The sequence below is a fragment of the Neisseria sp. HMSC065C04 genome (assembly GCF_001815375.1).
Classification (GTDB): domain Bacteria; phylum Pseudomonadota; class Gammaproteobacteria; order Burkholderiales; family Neisseriaceae; genus Neisseria; species Neisseria flavescens_D.
This window is the reverse complement of sequence record NZ_KV820396.1, coordinates 70,267-89,431: the sequence shown is the minus strand read 5'-3', so window position 1 is coordinate 89,431 and position 19,165 is coordinate 70,267. Positions and strand designations below refer to the sequence as shown.

The 19,165-nt window shown below is 51.9% G+C and carries 14 protein-coding genes; 8 read left to right on the top strand and 6 right to left on the bottom strand.

Going from position 1 to position 19,165, the window contains the following annotated elements; translation table 11 throughout:
* Positions 1 to 35: 35 nt before the first annotated feature.
* Positions 36 to 1,529, bottom strand: coding sequence for an Rne/Rng family ribonuclease (locus HMPREF3022_RS02865; RefSeq protein ID WP_070765106.1), 1,494 nt, complete (start codon positions 1,527 to 1,529; stop codon positions 36 to 38).
* A gap of 237 nt (positions 1,530 to 1,766) precedes the next feature.
* Between HMPREF3022_RS02865 and grxC the strand changes: the two genes are divergently transcribed.
* The 3 genes from grxC to recG all read left to right on the top strand — a co-directional run bounded on the left by grxC (position 1,767) and on the right by recG (position 4,621).
* On the top strand, positions 1,767 to 2,024 hold the full coding sequence (grxC, locus tag HMPREF3022_RS02860) for a glutaredoxin 3 (RefSeq protein ID WP_003684090.1): 258 nt from the start codon (positions 1,767 to 1,769) through the stop codon (positions 2,022 to 2,024).
* A 21-nt stretch (positions 2,025 to 2,045) separates the two neighbouring features.
* Positions 2,046 to 2,480 (top strand): protein-export chaperone SecB, encoded by a 435-nt coding sequence (secB, locus tag HMPREF3022_RS02855; RefSeq protein WP_003745844.1) that lies wholly within the window; start codon positions 2,046 to 2,048, stop codon positions 2,478 to 2,480.
* A 101-nt stretch (positions 2,481 to 2,581) separates the two neighbouring features.
* Positions 2,582 to 4,621 (top strand): ATP-dependent DNA helicase RecG, encoded by a 2,040-nt coding sequence (recG, locus tag HMPREF3022_RS02850; RefSeq protein WP_070765105.1) that lies wholly within the window; start codon positions 2,582 to 2,584, stop codon positions 4,619 to 4,621.
* A 64-nt stretch (positions 4,622 to 4,685) separates the two neighbouring features.
* On the opposite strand, the gene gdhA is transcribed toward recG, so the two are convergent.
* A complete protein-coding gene (gdhA, locus tag HMPREF3022_RS02845; protein ID WP_049331398.1) occupies positions 4,686 to 6,020 on the bottom strand; it encodes an NADP-specific glutamate dehydrogenase in 1,335 nt (444 codons plus the stop codon).
* Between the two features lie 413 nt (positions 6,021 to 6,433).
* On the opposite strand from gdhA, the gene HMPREF3022_RS02840 reads away from it, so the two are divergent.
* Positions 6,434 to 7,228 carry a thymidylate synthase gene (locus HMPREF3022_RS02840; RefSeq protein ID WP_049331396.1) on the top strand — a complete coding sequence of 265 codons (795 nt, stop codon included), beginning with the start codon at positions 6,434 to 6,436 and terminating at the stop codon, positions 7,226 to 7,228.
* Positions 7,229 to 7,287: 59 nt separating this feature from the next.
* Here HMPREF3022_RS02840 and HMPREF3022_RS02835 read toward each other — a convergent pair whose 3' ends face one another.
* A complete protein-coding gene (locus HMPREF3022_RS02835; protein WP_049331394.1) occupies positions 7,288 to 8,727 on the bottom strand; it encodes a transferrin-binding protein-like solute binding protein in 1,440 nt (479 codons plus the stop codon).
* Between the two features lie 361 nt (positions 8,728 to 9,088).
* Here HMPREF3022_RS02835 and smc point away from each other — a divergent pair, with 361 nt between their 5' ends.
* Entirely contained in the window at positions 9,089 to 12,571 is a 3,483-nt protein-coding gene (gene smc / locus HMPREF3022_RS02830) for a chromosome segregation protein SMC (RefSeq protein ID WP_049331391.1), read from the top strand.
* Positions 12,572 to 12,667: 96 nt separating this feature from the next.
* Here smc and HMPREF3022_RS02825 read toward each other — a convergent pair whose 3' ends face one another.
* The 3 genes from HMPREF3022_RS02825 to pmbA form a co-directional block, all read right to left on the bottom strand.
* Positions 12,668 to 13,177 (bottom strand): cold-shock protein, encoded by a 510-nt coding sequence (locus tag HMPREF3022_RS02825; protein WP_049331389.1) that lies wholly within the window; start codon positions 13,175 to 13,177, stop codon positions 12,668 to 12,670.
* A gap of 154 nt (positions 13,178 to 13,331) precedes the next feature.
* Positions 13,332 to 14,501 (bottom strand): glycosyltransferase, encoded by a 1,170-nt coding sequence (locus tag HMPREF3022_RS02820; RefSeq protein ID WP_049331387.1) that lies wholly within the window; start codon positions 14,499 to 14,501, stop codon positions 13,332 to 13,334.
* Between the two features lie 87 nt (positions 14,502 to 14,588).
* Positions 14,589 to 15,920: a metalloprotease PmbA gene (gene pmbA, locus HMPREF3022_RS02815; RefSeq protein WP_049331385.1), complete on the bottom strand. Its 1,332-nt coding sequence runs from the start codon at positions 15,918 to 15,920 to the stop codon at positions 14,589 to 14,591.
* 124 nt (positions 15,921 to 16,044) lie between these two features.
* Here pmbA and yjgA point away from each other — a divergent pair, with 124 nt between their 5' ends.
* The 3 genes from yjgA to recJ all read left to right on the top strand — a co-directional run bounded on the left by yjgA (position 16,045) and on the right by recJ (position 19,163).
* A complete protein-coding gene (gene yjgA / locus HMPREF3022_RS02810) occupies positions 16,045 to 16,578 on the top strand; it encodes a ribosome biogenesis factor YjgA (RefSeq protein ID WP_049331383.1) in 534 nt (177 codons plus the stop codon).
* 71 nt (positions 16,579 to 16,649) lie between these two features.
* Positions 16,650 to 17,360, top strand: coding sequence for a hypothetical protein (locus HMPREF3022_RS02805; RefSeq protein ID WP_049331381.1), 711 nt, complete (start codon positions 16,650 to 16,652; stop codon positions 17,358 to 17,360).
* 102 nt (positions 17,361 to 17,462) lie between these two features.
* The gene (recJ, locus tag HMPREF3022_RS02800; RefSeq protein WP_049331379.1) at positions 17,463 to 19,163 is read left to right on the top strand and encodes a single-stranded-DNA-specific exonuclease RecJ; all 1,701 of its coding nucleotides are present in this window, start codon (positions 17,463 to 17,465) and stop codon (positions 19,161 to 19,163) included.
* Positions 19,164 to 19,165: the final 2 nt, after the last annotated feature.

Here is a 19,165-nt window from a genome sequence, read left to right as displayed (position 1 = left end):
GGCCGTCTGAAAAGTTTTCAGACGGCCTTTTATCTTTACAGCAACACAATATCGTATTGTTCCTGCGTGTAGGCGGTTTCGACTGCCAGCGAAATCGGTTTGCCGATAAAGTCTATCAACATTGCCAGCGATTGCGATTCTTCGTCTAAGAACAAGTCGATGACATTCGGAGCGGCCAAAATGCGGAAGGCTTGGACATCGTAGCGGCGCGCTTCGCGGACGATTTCGCGTTGGATTTCGTAGCACACGGTTTGCGGCGTTTTCAGACGGCCCCGGCCTTGGCAGGAAGGGCAGGGTTCGCAGAGGATTTGGCTTAAGTTTTCACGCGAACGTTTGCGGGTCAGTTCGACAAGGCCCAGACTGGTAAAGCCGTTGAGGGTGACGCGGGTGCGGTCGAAACTCAGGGCTTTGGCAAGCTCTTGCAGGACGGCTTCGCGGTGGACTTCCTGTGCCATATCGATGAAGTCAATGATGATGATGCCGCCGAGATTGCGCAGGCGAAGTTCGCGGGCGATGGTGTGGCAGGCTTCGAGGTTGGTGCGGAAGATGGTTTCATCAAAATTGCGCGCGCCGACAAAGCCGCCGGTATTGACATCGATGGTGGTCATGGCTTCGGTGGACTCGATGATGAGGTAGCTGCCGAAGTTGAGGTTGACGCGCGGTTGCAGGGCTCGGGCGATTTCCTGCTCGATGTTGTGGGTTTCAAATAGGGGGCGTTCGCCTTTGAACAGCTCGATTCTGCCCAATGCACCTTGAACGTATTGTTCGGCAAACTGGGTCATGCGGCGGTGGTTTTCAGTGGAATCGACCAGGATTTTGTGCGTATCGAGGCTGAACATATCGCGCAAAACGCGCAGGCTCAAAGGCAAATCTTGATAGAGCAGGGTTTCGGGCGGCTGGATTTTTGCTTGTTTTTGAATGTGTTCCCAGACTTTGGTCAGATAGTTGATGTCTGATTGCAGTTGGTCATCGGAGGCGTTTTCAGCGTTGGTGCGGATGATGTAGCCGTGGCAGGCATTTTCGGGCAGCAGGTTGTTGAGGCGCTCCCTCAAACTGCTGCGTTCGGCATCATTCTCGATGCGTTGGGAAATGCCAATGTGGTCTTCTTGCGGAAGATGGACGAGGAAACGGCCGGCCAGTGAGATTTGGGTGGACAGGCGTGCGCCTTTGGTATTGATAGGGTCTTTAATGACCTGAACCAAGACAGACTGGCCTTCAAAGAGCATGTGTTCGATGCGTTGGGTTTCGTCCGGATTGCGGCGTTGTTCGAGGACGTCGACGATATGCAAAAACGCGGCGCGTTCCAAGCCGATATCGATGAACGCGCTTTGCATGCCGGGGAGGACGCGTTTGACGACGCCTAAATAAATATTGCCGACCAAGCTATGGCCGCTGTTGCGCTCGATGTGCAGCTCGCAGATATTGTTCTCTTCCAAAACAGCCACACGCGTTTCTTGCGGCGTGATGTTGACGAGGACAGTTTCGGGTGGACGCACAGCATCCTTGGGGATGGGAATTCCTGAAAGCATGGGGATACCTGATTTTGAATAGAAAAACTTTTGCGATGTGTTCTTCTCCAAAAAACAAATGGCAAAAGTCATTCTGCGAAAGCGCTTATCATACTTTAATTATAGTTTTTCCGCATCTGCACAAATGTTTATGGCCAAGAAGCCGTCTGAATGTTTTTTACAACCGTACGGCGGGAACACTTGTAAAATAACGCTTATGCCCATATAGTCATGAACATTGGTATTTTGGAAGAAATCATGCAAACCGTTACTGTTTATACCGGTCCATATTGCCCGTACTGCACCATGGCGAAAAGGCTGTTGCAGGCGGTGGGCGTGAAAGAAATCAACGAAATCCGCATCGACGGCAATCCGGAAGTTTTTGCCGAAATGCAGCAGCTTTCCGGCCAGCGCAGCGTGCCGCAGATTTTTATCGGCGACACCCATGTCGGTGGCTTTACCGATTTGTACCGCTTGCAGCAGGAAGGCAAGTTGGACGAATTACTGAATCCTTAACCCTTAACTTAGGAAAATAAAATGAGCGAAGAATTGCAACCCGTATTCAGCGTTGAGCGTCTGTATGTAAAAGACTTGTCTTTGGAAGTGCCTCACGCACCACAAATCTTCTTGGAACAAGGCGAGCCTGAAGTCGATATGCGCGTTTCTACCGGCAACACCAAACTGGAAGACGGCTTCTACAGCGTTGACGTTACCGTTACCGTAACTGCCAAACTGAACGAAGAGCGCACCATGTTCTTGAACGAAGTTACCCAAAGCGGCATCTTCCGTTTGGAAAACATTCCTGAAGAAGACGTACAACTGCTGCTGGGCGTTGCTTGTCCAAACATCCTGTTCCCTTACGCACGCGAAGCCATTTCCAACAGCGTAACCCGCGCCGGCTTCCCACCTGTATTGCTCGCTCCGATCAATTTCGAAGCCATCTACCAACAACAACAGGAAGCTAACGCTTAATCGCGTTATACCTAAATTGAGGCCGTCTGAAACATTGCGTTCAGACGGCCTTTTTGTTTTCGGATAAAATACAGCAAACTTTAAATCAGCTGCCTTTTAAGATGACGCCCGAAACCCAAAAACAGCTCAAAATTACCGATGTTTCCGCCAAGAAGCTCGAAAAACTCAACCTCCATACCGCATGGGATTTGGTGTTGCACCTGCCGTTGCGTTATGAGGATGAGACACACATTATGCCGATTAAGGATGCGCCGATCGGCGTACCATGTCAGGTTGAGGGTGAGGTCATCCATCAGGAAGTCACTTTTAAACCGCGCAAACAGCTGATTGTCCAAATCGCCGACGGTTCCGGCAGCGTCCTTTTTCTGCGCTTCATCCACTTTTACGCCAGCAACCAGAAACAGATGGCGGTCGGCAAACGCATCCGTGCCGTAGGCGAAATCAAGCACGGGTTTCACGGCGACGAGATGATTCACCCTAAAATCCGCGATGCCGAGAGCAGCGGTTTGGCAGAAAGTCTCACGCCGATTTATCCGACCGTAAACGGTTTAAATCAACCCACTTTGCGCCGTATTATTCAGACGGCCTTGGACGTTACGCCGCTGCACGACACCTTGCCTGATGCTTTATTAGGCCGTCTGAAATTGCCGCACCTTGCCGAAAGCCTGCGCCTTTTGCATTCACCGCCGCCTAGTTTCACTATTCATCAACTTTCAGACGGCACGCTCCCCGCATGGCAACGGCTTAAATTTGACGAACTTTTGGCACAACAGCTTTCCATGCGCTTGGCGCGGCAGAAGCGTGTCAGTGGCTCGGCTACGGCATTGGGTGGCGACGGTACATTGACCCAAGCCCTGCGCCACGCCTTGCCGTTTGCCCTGACCGATGCGCAAGAAAAAGTTGTTTCCGAAATCTGCCGTGATATGGCGCAAACCCACCCCATGCACCGCCTGCTGCAAGGCGATGTCGGCAGCGGCAAAACCATTGTTGCTGCTTTGTCTGCTTTGACAGCTATCGAATCCGGTGCGCAAGTGGCTGTAATGGCGCCGACCGAAATCCTTGCCGAACAGCACTTCATCAAGTTCAAACAATGGCTTGAGCCGTTAGGTCTTGAAGTCGTCTGGCTTTCAGGCAGTCAGCGCAAAAAATCCAAAGACGAAGCCAAAGCCAAACTGGCTGACGGCTCTGTCAAAATTGCCGTTGGTACGCACGCTCTGTTTTCGGACGACGTCGAGTTCCAAAATCTGGGCTTGGTGATTGTGGACGAACAACACCGTTTCGGCGTCGCCCAACGCCTCGCTCTCAAAAACAAAGGGAGCGACGTCCATCAGCTGATGATGTCCGCCACGCCCATCCCGCGCACGCTTGCCATGAGTTTCTTCGCCGACTTGGACGTATCCGTCATCGACGAATTGCCGCCAGGACGTACGCCGATTAAAACCCGCCTTGTCAACAACGTCCGCCGCGCCGAAGTCGAAGGCTTCGTCCTTAATATTTGTCGCAAAGGGCAGCAGGCATACTGGGTCTGTCCGTTGATTGAAGAGAGCGAAACCCTGCAACTGCAAACCGCCACCGAAACTCTCGAGCAACTTCAGACGGCCTTACCCGAACTCAACATCGGCTTGGTACACGGGCGCATGAAGGCTGCCGAAAAAGCCGAAGTCATGGCGGAATTTGCCGCAGGCCGTCTGAACGTCTTGGTTGCCACCACCGTCATTGAAGTCGGCGTAGATGTGCCCAACGCCGCCCTGATGGTCATCGAACACGCCGAGCGCATGGGTTTGGCGCAGCTTCATCAATTACGCGGGCGGGTAGGGCGTGGCGCGGCAGAAAGCGTGTGCGTCCTCCTGTTTGCCGAGCCCTTGAGCGAACTCGCCAAAGCGCGGCTGAAAGTCATCTACGAACACACGGACGGCTTCGAAATCGCCCGCCAAGACCTCAACATCCGCGGCCCCGGCGAATTTCTCGGCGCGCGGCAAAGCGGCGTCCCCATGCTGCGTTTCGCCAACCTTGAAGAAGACTTACACCTTTTGGAACAAGCGCGCGAAATCGCCCCTTTGCTGATTGAACAAAACCCTGAAATCGTTGAAGCACATTTGGCAAGATGGCTTTCCAGCAGGGAAGGTTATTTGGGCGTATAAAATTTGCATGAAAAGAAAAAGGCCGTCTGAAAACAGACGGCCTTTGATTTGGCTGGATAGAGGTTTAGAAACCTTGCGCCAACATGGCATCGGCAACTTTGACGAAACCGGCAATGTTCGCACCATTGACGTAGTTCACTTTGTCGCCGACTTTGCCGTATTTCAGGCAGGATTCGTGGATGTTGTGCATGATGTCGAACAGGCGGCTATCCACTTCTTCACGTGTCCAAGACAGGCGGATGGCGTTTTGACTCATTTCCAAACCTGAAGTCGCTACGCCGCCGGCGTTGGAGGCTTTGCCCGGAGCGTAGAGGATGCCGGCTTTGATAAATTGTTCGACCGCGCCCAAAGTTGACGGCATGTTCGCACCTTCGGCAACCACATAGCAACCGTTTGCCAGCAGGATTTTAGCAGCGTCTGCGTCCAATTCGTTTTGGGTGGCGCAAGGCAGGGCGACTTCGGCCGCAATGTTCCACGGTTTTTGGTTTTCAAAGTATTGCAGGCCTTGTTCTTTGGCGTAAGTGGCCACGCGTTCGCGGCGTACTTCTTTCAGTTCGATCAAAGCGGCCAGTTGTGCTTCGGTCATACCGCTGTCAGGGAAGAGGACAAAGCCGTTGGAATCGGAAACGGTCAATACTTTTGCACCCAGTTGGATGGCTTTTTCGGCTGCGTATTGCGCCACGTTGCCGGAGCCGGAAATCAACACGCGTTTGCCTTCGATGCTGTCGTTGCGGGTTTCCAACATGGCTTGGGCAAAATACACGCAGCCGTAGCCGGTGGCTTCAGGGCGAATCAGGCTGCCGCCCCATTCGAGGCCTTTGCCGGTCAGGACGGAAGCAAATTCGTTGCGGATTTTTTTGTATTGGCCGAACAGATAGCCGATTTCGCGGCCGCCTACGCCGATGTCGCCGGCAGGAACGTCGGTATCGGCACCGATGTGGCGGTAGAGTTCGGTCATAAAGGCTTGGCAGAAACGCATTACTTCGGCATCAGATTTACCTTTAGGATCAAAGTCGGAACCGCCCTTGCCTCCGCCCATAGGCAGGGTGGTCAACGCATTTTTGAACACTTGTTCAAAGGCGAGGAATTTCAACACGCCCAAATCGACGGTCGGGTGGAAACGTAAACCGCCTTTGTAAGGGCCGATGGCGGAACTCATTTGAATGCGGTAGCCGCGGTTGACTTGGACTTGGCCTTTGTCGTCCATCCAAGTAACGCGGAACATAATCACGCGCTCCGGTTCAACAATACGCTCAAGTAGGCTTTGTTGGGTGTATTTCGGGTTTTTCGCCAAAAACGGATCCAAACTCATGAACACTTCTTCAACGGCTTGATGGAAGGGTTCTTGGTTGGGGTTGCGTTGTTTAAGATTGGTAAACAGGGTGTTCAGGTCAGTCATTTTTCTACTCCTATTGAGTGAGATATTTCAATATTTATGTTTTGAAATATAGCTGTAAAAATTTTACTTGCCAAGAAAAATTTTACCTAGATTGTTGACATTATTTTTTTACCAATTTGTAAAAATGGAATTATATTTTAAATTCAATTAAAAATATATAAAAATATTTTATTAAATAGATTTAAATAAAAACAAAATGCCGAGTAATTAAACTAGAAAATGTTGAAAATTTTTTTGTAAAAATTTAATTCAGCTCAAAAATTTGTGTAAATTAGCGCTGAATTGTCAACATTGTTAATGAGTGTACTACGCGAATATGGGGAAGGCGCCCCATTGAAGACAGAGAGGCAGGCCGTCTGAAAATTCGGTACAATACACAAGAAATTCCCACAACACATACATTAAGGAAACCCATGAAAGCCTATCACGACCTTATGCGCCATGTTCTCGACAATGGTATTGACAAATCCGACCGTACCGGCACCGGCACACGTTCCGTGTTCGGTTACCAAATGCGTTTTGATTTGAGTGAAGGCTTTCCGCTGTTGACCACCAAAAAATTGCATCTGCGCTCGATTATTCATGAGCTGCTTTGGTTTCTCAAAGGCGATACCAACATCAAATACCTGAAAGACAACAACGTTTCCATTTGGGACGAATGGGCGGACGAAAACGGCGATTTAGGCCCGGTTTACGGCTACCAATGGCGCAGTTGGCCTGCACCCGACGGCCGCCATATCGACCAAATTGCCAATGTGGTTGAACAAATCAAGAAAAATCCCGACTCGCGCCGTCTGATTGTATCGGCATGGAATCCCGCTTTGGTCGACGAAATGGCCTTACCGCCTTGCCATGCGCTGTTTCAGTTTTACGTTGCCAACGGCAAACTGTCTTGCCAGCTTTACCAACGCAGCGCCGATATTTTCCTTGGCGTACCGTTCAACATCGCCAGCTATGCATTGTTGACCATGATGATGGCACAAGTGTGCGGCTTGGAAGCCGGTGAATTTATCCATACGTTTGGCGATGCGCATTTGTACAGCAACCATATCGAGCAGGCCCAGCTGCAATTAAGCCGCGATTTCCGAAAACTGCCGACCATGAAAATCAACCCTGAAGTCAAAGATTTGTTTGAATTTAAATTTGAAGACTTTGAATTGGAAGGCTACGATCCGCATCCGCACATCAAAGCAGCCGTATCGGTGTAATTCAAATTAAAAATAAAAAGGCCGTCTGAAACTTCAGACGGCCTTTTGTTTAGGCAGGTTTATTGACGTTTCGCGCCATATCCACCGATTAAATGTTCGGTTGCATCTTTGTTTTTCAAGCCGTAAGTACCACCAATTTCTGCAGCATTGGGGCCGTAGAATTTGCCGTTCAGGTTACCGCTTAACTTGTCATCGGCCGTGCTGACTTTGCCGGAGAAGAGGTTGCTGTCTTTCCAGCTTGCTGTACCTTTGAAATCGTAGTTTTTATCTGCTTGGGATACACGCTTACCATTTTCCAAAGTATGGAAGTGTGAGTTTGATGTTTCAAAACGGACACCTTTGAGGCCGAAATCAACGATAGCCATGACATTGGAAGTCAACTGACGATTGTTCTTGTCGGTAACCACATAGGCAGTGGAAATACCTTTGTAGGTGGCTGTACCTTTTGCAGGCAGGGTCGTGAAGACAGTTTCATCGCCCAGGCTTTGGTAGCCTTGGTATACATGTCCTTTAGGGTCGGTGTAATGCGCGAAGGTTTGATATGTCCAGCCGGCCGCAGAAGGATCATGCAACACAATTTTGGTGCCATCGCCAAAATTGATGACATAGACGCCGTCGAATTGTTTGTCGAATACCAAGCCGTTTTGATCAGGACGGAAGTAGGCTAGATTATTGCTAACATTCTCATTAATTTCTGCTAGTTTAGCTCGATTTTCAAGATTTTTAGCGTGTGAAGTCTTTAATTCTTCAATCTTTGCTTTTATCTCCGTTACTTTTTTATTGTTAACTGGACCTGCTTCTGGATTTTCTTCTTTTTCAAGCTTTTCTTCTTCAGCCTTTAATTTTTTATAATCTTCAGCAATTTTGTCATCCAAAGTTGATTTACCATATGCAAATTCGGTATTTTTCTCTTTGCCAGTTTGTTCGCTGACATCAGTTTGAGTATTGCCTTTTGAATATACTTTGGCAATAACAGAAGCATAACTTGTCCATGTGGGTTGGGTTGCGTTGCCATTAGAGGTCTTATTAAATAACACAACGCCGTCCATTTTGACTTCATCATTGCTGTTAAAGTCAATAGAACTGATCAGGCCATTTTGGTTGCGGTCTTGATTGTCCGTTTGGAACATTTTGCCTGCGGCATCTCTGCGGATTTGTACGTTAGGGTTGGATTGCTGCGCACCTTTGGAGGAGATGAAATGTGTGTGCAAAGGCTGGGTAACGTTGGCCGGATCGATTGGAGCTTCATCGGTCAGTTCGGCAAGGTTGTCGGCGCTGTTGGTAAGAGTAGTAGACGGCGCTTTCGGAGTGTTGGCATTGCTGTTGTTATTGGCAGAATTGCCATTGTTGCCAGCAGAGTTGCCGGTATTATTGGTAGGAGTCGCGCCGGTGCTTAAAGCAGATGAACCGCCGCCTCCGCCACCACCGCATGCGGACAAGATGGCTGCGCTGATGGCTGTAAAAACGATGGTTTTAAGTTTGGTTTGGATGTTTGACATGAGATTCCCTGTATCGTTATTCGCTTGATGAAAAGGTTGGAGAGATCGTTTATCTGATTTTTAAACCTTTAATTCCCGATAATAACCATAAATCATAAAAAATAAACAGTTTGTTTGCATTTCTGTACAAAAATTAATCAAAGGGGAGGTGGTTGGGTGGATATTTTCTTAGTTAATTGTTTTATATGAATTTATTTTGAATATTTTAGTGAGTTCGATAGCTAGTCTGTTTCTTTTTAACAAACTTTTCAGACGGCCTTTTGAAGATAAAAAAGCAGTCGGACTTTCTGGATGCTTTTCTCTCAACGGATAAGCGTATTTCCGTTAAAATACGCCTTCTTGTCCGATTCGAAACATTGCCATGCGCCTGACCCACATTAAACTCTCCGGCTTTAAATCTTTTACCGACCCGACCACGATTCATGTGCCGGGGCAGCTTGTTGCGGTTATCGGACCGAACGGCTGCGGCAAGTCGAATGTGATTGATGCGGTGCGCTGGGTGTTGGGTGAGGCTTCGGCGAAGCAGCTTCGCGGCGAGAGTATGCAGGACGTGATTTTTAACGGTGCGGCAACGCGCCGTCCTGCGCCGAGGGCTTCGGTGGAGCTGGTGTTTGACAACAGTGACCACAGTTTGCAGGGGGCGTGGGGGCAGTATGCCGAGGTAAGCATCAAGCGGCAGCTGACGCGTCAGGGCGAATCGACTTATTTCATCAACAATCAGACCGTGCGCCGCCGTGACATTACCGATTTGTTCTTGGGTACGGGCGTGGGCGCGCGCGGTTATGCCGTTATCGAGCAGGGGATGATTTCGCGCATCATCGAAGCGCGGCCGGAGGAGTTGCGCGCCTATATAGAAGAGGCGGCGGGCGTGTCCAAATATAAGGAACGCCGCAAGGAGACGGAAGGCCGTCTGAAAGACACGCGCGAGCATTTGCAGCGTTTGGGCGATTTGCAGAACGAGTTGGCGCGTCAGGTGGAAAAGCTGGAGAAACAGGCGGAAACCGCCGAACGCTACAAATCCCTGACCGCGCAGTTGAACCGCCAGCAGGATTTGCTCGATTACGCCCAATGGCAGCAATCGCTTGCCGCCGCCGATAAAGCGACCGCGCAGCATCAGTCTTTGCAGGCGCAGCAGGATGAAACCGCCGCGCAAGTTCAGGCGTTAAACGACGAAGTACACGCCTTGCAGACTGCCGAACAGTCGCAGCAGCAGGCGGTGCACGAATTGAGCAACAAACGCGGCGTGTTGCGTGAGCAGATTGCCCGTTTGGAAGAACAAATCCGCCATCAACAAAACCTGCACCAACGCATCGAACGCGACAAGCAGGCGGCGCAGGCGCAGATGCAGCGCATCCATCAGGAGCAGCAGCAAATCCGCGTGCAGCTTGAAGAAAACGAATTGCAGGCCGAAGAAAAGCAAACCGAATTGGCGGAATGGGCGATGCAGGTTGCCGAACACGAAGAGTGTCTGCCTGAATTGGAAGAAGCCCAAGCCACGCTCAATGCTGCCTTCCAAACCCAGCAGGACGAGGCAAACCGTATCCGCCGCGAACTGGCGTTGAAGCAGCAGCAGCTTGCCCATGCCGAACAAACCGTTGCCAAGCACGAAGAGCGCAAAGGTCGTCTGAAACAGGAAAACCAAGCCCTGAACCTGCCCGACGAAGCGGAAACCGCCGCCGCGCAGGAAGCAGCCGCCTTGTTGCAAAGCCAGCAAGAGCATTACGAAGAACAAATCATCGCCGCCGAAGAAGCCTTACATGCCGCCCGCCAGGCGTTTCAGACGGTCTCAAACCGCTTCCAAGGCCTGAAGCAGCAACACATTACCTTGCAGGCGCAGCAGCAGGCGTTGTCGCAAATCCTGTCGCAACAGCAGGAAGCCGCCGACTTCTGGCAGGCAACCGACCACGCCGCCGCGCCGCAGCTGTGGCAACACATCACCGCCCCTGCCGAGTGGCAACACGCCTTGTCCGTCATCCTTGCCGAACGCCTGCACGCCCGCGCCGTGCCGCACAGCTTCGTCCCCCCTGCGCCGTTGCCGCAAGGGCAGGCGGCATGGCTTTCAGACGACCTCTCCGGCGGCATCAAAAAATCCCTGCCCGTACAGGCATTGTTGAACCAAATCCAAGCGCAGCCGCCGTTTCAGACGGCATTGCACCACTGGCTCGACGGCGTATTGTGCGCACCCGATTTGAGCTACGCCCTCGCGCATCAAAGCGATTTGGGCGCACACCAAATTTGGCTCACGCCCGAAGGCCATCAGGTCGATAAAGTCAGCGTCCTGCTCTATGCCAAACCCGCGCAGGAAAGCCTGATTGCCCAAAAAGCACGCCTTGACGGCATCGCGTCCGAACTGGAAAACCTCGCCCCCGAACTCTCCGCCGCCGAAGCCGCGTTCAAACAGGCGGAGGCTGCCGTACGCTCGTCCGAAGTGCAGCACAAAAACCTGATGCAGCAGCAACAACAGCACACGCGCCAATACAGTCAGGCGCAACAACGCGCTGCCGAACTCTTGGCGCGCACCAACCAAGGGCAAATCCGCCGCGAACACATCGAGCGCGAACTGGCGCAGTTGGCGGAAGAACAGACCGTGTTGCAACACACGTCCGACGGGCTTTCAGACGACATCGCTACTTTGCAGGAAGCTGCCGCCGAACTCGAACACCAACAGCACACCACCGCGCACAGCCGCCAAGAGCAGCAAGGCCGTCTGAAACAAGCACAGCTTGCCCTGTTGGAAGCCAACCGCCAATACGGGTTAGCGGAAGTTGCCGTCCACAAGCTCAACCAGCAAAAACAAAACTATCAACAGCAAATTGCCCGGCTCGAACAGCAAACCCTGGACTGGCAGGAACGCCAGCAAGAGCTTGCCCTCGCTTATGAAACCGAGTTCCAAAACGACGAGCAGCACATCAAGCTCGACGAGCTGACCGAAGCCGTGCATACGCTGGACGAAGAATATATCGCCGCGCAGGAAAAACTCGCGCAGATTCAGAAGCAGGGCAGGGAGCAATACGCCCGCGTACAAACCCTGCAAACCAAGCTGCCGCAGCTTCAGGCCGCTACCCAAACCGCCCTGTTGCAGCAGCAGGAAGCCCTGATCAACGCCAAACGCTACTATCAAAACCTGACCGAACGCGCCGCCGATTTGGACACGCTCGAAGCGTTGGCGAAAGAATCGCCGAAAGTATTGAACAGCAGCATCGGCAGCCTTTCGCAACAAATCGAAGCACTCGGCGCCGTCAACCTCGCCGCCCTGCAAGAACTCGAAGAAGCGCGCGAACGCGACGGCTACTACCGCAGCCAAAGCGAAGACGTGCAGGCCGCCATCACCCTTTTGGAAGAAGCCATCGCCCAAATCGACGACAAAACCAAAGAGCGTTTCAAAGAGACCTTCGACGCCGTCAACAGTAAAGTCCAAACCTTCTTCCCGACCCTGTTCGGCGGTGGCGAAGCCACCCTCAAAATGATAGGCGACGACCTCCTGACTGCCGGCGTGTCCATCATGGCGCGCCCGCCCGGCAAGAAAAACAGCACCATCCACCTCCTCTCCGGCGGCGAAAAAGCCCTCACCGCCATGAGCCTCGTGTTCGCCCTGTTCAGCCTCAACCCCGCCCCCTTCTGCCTTCTGGACGAAGTCGACGCCCCGCTGGACGACGCCAACACCTCGCGTTTCTGTAATCTAGTCAAAGAAATGTCGGCGCAAACCCAGTTCCTCTACATCTCCCACAACCGCCTGACCATGGAAATGGCGGAGCAGCTCGTCGGCGTAACCATGCAGGAAAAAGGCGTATCGCGCGTTGTAGCCGTAGACATTAAACAGGCGTTGGAAATGGCAGAGCCGTGATAAGGTAAGAACAAAGGCCGTCTGAAAGAATGAGGAAGAAATCTATAATTTCATCTTCCCATTTTTTCAGACGGCCTTTTTGTATTGGATAAAGCGTTATTGTTTCGACGAATCATCTTTGGCGCGTTGAGGCTGCCCCGAGCGTTGGTTGCTGCCATTGACGGCATCGCGCCATGCTTTGCGTTCGGCTTCGATTTTGGCGGCTACTTCGTGAACCATGGTTTCTTGTTTTTTGACGGCCGGCTCTTCCGGAGTGTTGTCGGAAAAGTGGAGGCCGTACCACAAGGCGGCGAAGATGCTGCAGACGAAGATAACGGCAATCAGGCCGACGATGGCCTGTTTGCCGGCGAGGGGTTTTTCGGGGGGAGGGACGAGGACATCGAAGCAGTCGGCGCAATCGAGGGCGAAACAGACGTTTTCGGCTTCTTTGCGGCCGCGTCGGCCTTCTGTGATGTTGAAGGAGATGTGTTGCCCTTCGGCCGGAAGGCGGGTAAGGGTGGTAAAGGCGGCAAGTGCAAGAAAGATTTCTTGGCCTGTGTCTTCTATGGTAGCGGCGCCGAAGCCGCGCTTGCTGTTCCAGCGAGTAATCGTTCCGTAATAGCGCATAATGTATGTGGGGATATTATTATAGGTAACAATTTTTCCTTGGACTGATTTTAAATCAAAAAGTTTAGTTATTGTCTTAATTTTACACTAGATTTGTCTTATTGGAAGAAGATGGGCCGTCTGAAGGATTTCAGACGGCCTGTATGGTTTATGCCTATTTATTAAGCACTTTTTGGAAGGTGTCGATCAGGTGTTGCGCAATGGCACGGCTGCCGAATTGTTGCAGGCAATCTTGGCGCAAGCGGACGGGATCGTATTGTGCATGGTTTTCGTAGAGGGTGAGCAATGCTTTGGTCAGTTCCGGTATGTTTTCGATTGGCACCAGCAGGCCGTTGTCGGATGTGACGATGGATTCGGGGCCGCCGCAACGTGTGGCGATAACGGGCAAACCTTGTGACAGTGCTTCGATATAGACGACGCCGAAGGTCTCGGTACGGCTGGCGAGGATGAATGCGTTGCTGTGGCGCATGAGATCCAGGGTTTGGTCGGTGGTTAATGCGCCGGTAAAGGTAACGGCGTGGTTGATGCCCAAGTCGCTTGCCAGCTGTTTCAGACGGCCTTCTTCTGCGCCGCCGCCGCCGATTTTGAGTTTGAGCTGCGGATAGGTTTTGAGTGCTTCGGCAAAAGCAGGTAGGAGCAGGTCGTGGCCTTTGAGGTGGCGCAGGTGGGAGACGCTGCAGAAGGTAAAGTCTTGATTGTTTTTTTCGGGGAACTCGAAATCCTGTTCAAAATTGCCGCCCAGCATATTGGGCAGGTATTGCCAGTCTGTACCGGCGTAGGTTTTTTCGAGAATGCGGCAGAAATCACGGCTGACGGCGAACCGGGCCACGCTGTGGCGCACGGCTTCGTACATGGACGGCCATTGGTTTTTGCGGACAAGGCTGCGTGAAATGGCACTGCTGTGTTCGGTAATCACATAGGGAATGCCATATTTTTTGAAGATGGCACAGGCCAAAATGCCGGCGTAGTTGACGCAGTGGGCATGAATTACGTCGGGTTTGCCGTTGTCTGCGATATAGGCTTCAAAAGCTTTCATGCCTGCGTTAACCCAGCGGATGCGGTCGATATCGACAACCGGACAGCGCGGGAAAAAATACATGCTGTCGTAGGCGTAAGTATTGAGTCCGCCTTGCTGATGGCGGCGCAGGCCGTAGAAGCGCGAGAAGATGGTTTTCGGCTGGCTTCTCAAATAGCGGAACATGGGTACGACCATGCCGATTTTCATGCCTTCGCGTTGCAGGGCTTGGGCTTGGAGGCGGAAAAAGATTCCGTCCACGTCGGTTTCGGAAGAAGGATACCAAGAGGGGATGACGACAATATGCATGATGTGTTTTTTATGGAAGTAGATAACGGCGAGGCCGGCTGAAAAGAAAAGATATCTTTCAGACGGCCTTTTGTATATTTAGTTCAATCAGTTGCCGGCAACCGTCATTTTGGAAACCAAGATGGAGCCGATTTGGTTGGACGAACGGCGTAATGCGTCGTTTGCCACACCGATGATGTCGCGGTACATATCCTGCAAACGTCCGGCAATGGTGATTTCCTGAACCGGATAGGCAATGATGCCGTTTTCTACCCAAAAACCGGCCGCGCCGCGCGAGTAGTCGCCGGTAATGCCGTTGACGCCTTGTCCCATCAATTCGGTAACCAGCAAACCTGTTCCCATTTCTTTCAACAGGTCGGCCTGCGTGGCGTGGGTGTGGTTCAGATACAGATTGTGCGCGCCGCCGGCGTTGCCCGTTGTCTGCATGCCGAGTTTTTTCGCGCTGTAACTGCTGAGGAAATAGCCTTCGACTATGCCGTCTTTCACCACAAAACGCGGCTGCGTGGCGACGCCTTCGGCATCGAAATAAGTGCTGCGGAACGAGCGCAGGATATGCGGTTCTTCGCGCAGGCTGAGAAACTCGGGGAGCACCTGTTTGCCGATGCTGTCAATCAGGAAGCTGCTTTGGCGGTAGAGCGCGCCGCCGCTGAGTGCGCCGATAAGGTGGCCGATTAAACCGACGGCGACGGTGGTGTCGAACAGTACGGGATAGCTGCCGGTCGGTACGCTGCGGCTGTTCAGACGGCGTAAAGTCCGTTCGGCTGCAGTTTGGCCGATGAGTTCGGGCGCGTCCATGTCTTCGTGACGGCAGGAAGAATCATACCAATAGTCGCGCTGCATGCCGTGTTCATCGCTGGCGACTACGCTGCAAGAAATGCTGTGGTGCGTGCTTTGCTGGTGTGCGGCAAAGCCGTGGGTGTTGCCGTAGACGTATTGGTAATGGCCGGTATGAACCGATGCGCCTTCGGAATTTTCAATGCGTTTGTCCGTTGACAGCGCGGCCTGTTCGCATTGCTTGGCCAAATCGATGGCGGATTCGGTACTCAAATCCCATTCGTGGTAGCGGTCGAGGTCGCCGATATGGGTTGCCATCAAGGCAGCATCGGCAAGACCGGCGCAATCGTCTTCGGCGGTATAGCGTGCAATATCGATGGCGGCTTTGACCGTATCTTGCAGGGCGCGTTCGGAGAAGTCGGCCGTGCTGGCACGGCCTTTGCGTTGGCCGACATAGACTGTAATGTCTAAAGATTTGTCTTGTTGGAACTCGATTTGTTCGATTTCGCCCAAGCGCACGCTGACGCTTTGACCGAGCGACTCGCTGAAATCGGCTTCGGCCGAGGTGGCGCCGGATTGTTTGGCCAAATCCAGCGTGTGTCCGCACAAGCGCAACAGTTCGTCCGGTGTGTGGTTAAACAGCATAAAAAGGTTTCCTGACAGGGTTTTGCGGCATTTTAACCGTTTCAGACGGCCTCTGCAAAAATCACACGGAAAGGCCGTCTGAAAACTGATAAAATAGGCAGATTCAGAAAATCAGGGAAACACAATGTTTGAACAAGAAGACGAATGGGTCAGCAAAACCCAAATGAAAAAGCAGATGAACGATTTGCAGGCTTTGGGTATGGAATTGACCAAGCTCTCCAGCGATACGCTGAAAAAAATCGGCTTGGACGAAGAGCTGTTCGAGGCCATCGCCACCTATAAAAAAATCACGTCCAACAGCGCGCTCAAACGCCAAGCCCAATTTATCGGCCGCCTGATGCGCGATACCGACCCCGCACCCATCGAAGCCTATTTGGCCAAACTGCGCGGCGACAATACGGCGCACAATGCCTTTTTGCAACGCGTCGAGCAGGCGCGTACACGACTGTTGGCAGACGATGGCGCGATTACCCAATTTATGGCCGATTTTCCGCAAGCCGACGCCGGTAAATTGCGCACCTTGATCCGCAACACTAAAAAAGAGCAGGAACAAAACAAACCGCCGAAAAACTTCCGCGCGCTGTTCCAAGAAATTAAAGCAGTGATGGAGGCCGGTCAATCCGACGTTCCAGAAGAAGGGCAGGATTGGGAGGAATAAACCTCAAGGCCGTCTGAAAACGGATTGCGGTTTTCAGACGGCCTGTATCGTAATGCCGAAGGAGAATGACCATGAAATTTCGCCGCTCTGTACCCGCCTTGTTAATCAGTGCACTAACCCTGAATGGTTGTACTGTCTTTCTTTGGGGAGAGAACAACCCGTTCCATAAAACCACAACCGAAAAAACCGTTGCCAAAGACAATATTCAAGCATTTGGCGTGGTTGCCAAAGACAATACGCAACTGGAAACAGGCAGCCTGGTCATGATGGGCAAAAAATATTGGTTTGTTGTTAATCCTAGAGATTCGGCCAAGTTAAAGGCGGTCTTAGATGTTAAATTGGACAAACAGTTTCAAATGGTTCAGCAAAACCCAAGATATGCGTATAAGGCTTTGCCGGTCGAATTGAAATCTCCTGAAGCGCAAACTTTCCGCTCAAAATTCTGCCTGCGTTACGATACTCAAAAAGCCGCCGAGATTGCCAAGTTGAAACAGTTGGCATTCAAGCCGGTCGAACTCGATGACAAAACTGTCTACACGCGGTGTATTTCTACCGAAGGTCATTATTACACAACGCCCAAAAATGTTGCTGAAGACCGCCGTTTTGATACTGCCGTCCCGGTCAGAATTTATTATACGGAAACCAAAAAAAGCACTGACGTTCAGAAGTTGACGGAGAATATCCTGCAAACGCCATTCACATTGGCTTTGGATGCAGTCGGCGCAGTGATAGCAGTCCCCTATGTCGTAGTCAGTGAAATTATCGATGCTTCACGCAAATAATATCCAAGGCCGTCTGAAAACGGATTGTAGGTTTCAGACGGCCTGGCCCTTAAAATAAACGCTTCAAAATATTAATTTTTTTTCTCTTTAAACCCACACACCATGTCCGTCAAAATCCAAACACGTTCCATTAATCCGACTGTTTTCAATGACTTGCTCACTGCCGGTACCGATCCTTTGATTGCACGGCTGTGTGCTGCGCGTGATGTGCAAAGTCCGGCTGAGTTGGACGACAAGCTTGCAGCTCTTTTGCCGTATCAAACGTTGACAAACTGCGAAGCTGCCGCCGACCGTTTGGCGGATGCGATTGAGCGTCAGGAAAAAATCCTGATTGTCGCCGACTATGATGCCGACGGCGCGACGGCGTGTTCCGTCGGTATGAGCGGTTTGGCGGCGATGGGGGCGAAAGTGGATTTCCTTGTGCCCAACCGCTTTGAGCACGGCTACGGCTTAACGCCCGAATTGGCTGAAATCGCGGCAGAACAAGGTGTGGATTTATTGGTGACGGTGGATAACGGTATCGCCAGCATTGCAGGCGTGGTGCGTGCGCAGGAGTTGGGCTTGGACGTGATTGTAACCGACCACCATCTGCCTGCCGAGACCGTGCCCGACTGCATCATCGTCAATCCAAACCAAAAAGGCTGCGGTTTCCAAAGCAAAAGCTTGGCAGGCGTGGGCGTGATTTTTTATGTATTAATGGCTTTGCGTGCCGAACTGCGCCGCCGCAATTATTTTTCAGACGGCCTGAAAGAGCCGAATCTGGGCGACCTCTTGGATTTGGTTGCACTCGGTACCGTCGCTGACGTCGTCACTCTAGACCACAACAACCGTATCCTCGTATCGCAAGGTCTGAAACGGATGCGTTTGGGTAAAATGCGCCCCGGTATCCGTGCCTTGTTTGAAGTGGCACGGCGCGATTGGCGCAAGGCTCAGCCTTTTGATATGGGCTTTGCGTTGGGGCCGCGCATCAACGCGGCCGGACGGCTGGACGATATGTCGGTCGGCATTGCCTGTCTGTTGGCGCGAGATGATGCCGAAGCGCAGGAACTGGCGGCGCAGTTAAACAACCTCAATATCGAACGCCGCGAAATCGAGCAGTCTATGCTGCAAGACGCGCTGAATGCTTTTCCTGAAACCCTGCCTCCAGGGCAGACAACTTTGGTGGCGTATCGCGACGACTTCCATCAAGGCGTGGTCGGCATCGTTGCCAGCCGCCTCAAAGACCGTTTTTATCGTCCGACCATCGTGTTTGCGCCTGCCGACAACGGCGAAGTGCGCGGTTCGGGACGCTCCATTCCCAATTTGCACCTGCGCGACGCTTTGGACTTGGTATCCAAACGCCATCCCGATTTGATTTTGAAATTCGGCGGACACGCAATGGCGGCGGGTTTGAGCATACTTGAACACAATATTCCCAAGTTTCAAACGGCCTTTGAAGAAGCGGTGCGCGAGATGGTGTGCGAAGATGATTTGTCTCAAACCTTCATCACCGACGGCAGCCTGCCTGCCCGCGATATTACGCTGGAACAGGCGCAAAACCTTGCTAAACACGTTTGGGGGCAGGGCTTCGCGCCGCCGAGTTTTACCGATGAATTTCATGTTGTCCGCCAGCAACCGTTGGGTGCGGAAGGCAAACACAAAAAAGTCTGGCTGCAAAAAGACGGCTACGAATTTGAAGCCATGTTCTGGCGTTGCAGTGAAGACATTCCCGAATACATCCGTACGGTGTACCGCCCCGTTGCCAACGAATGGCGGAATAATCTCGAATTGCAGCTTTATATCGACTACTGGGAAGCCGCGTAAGT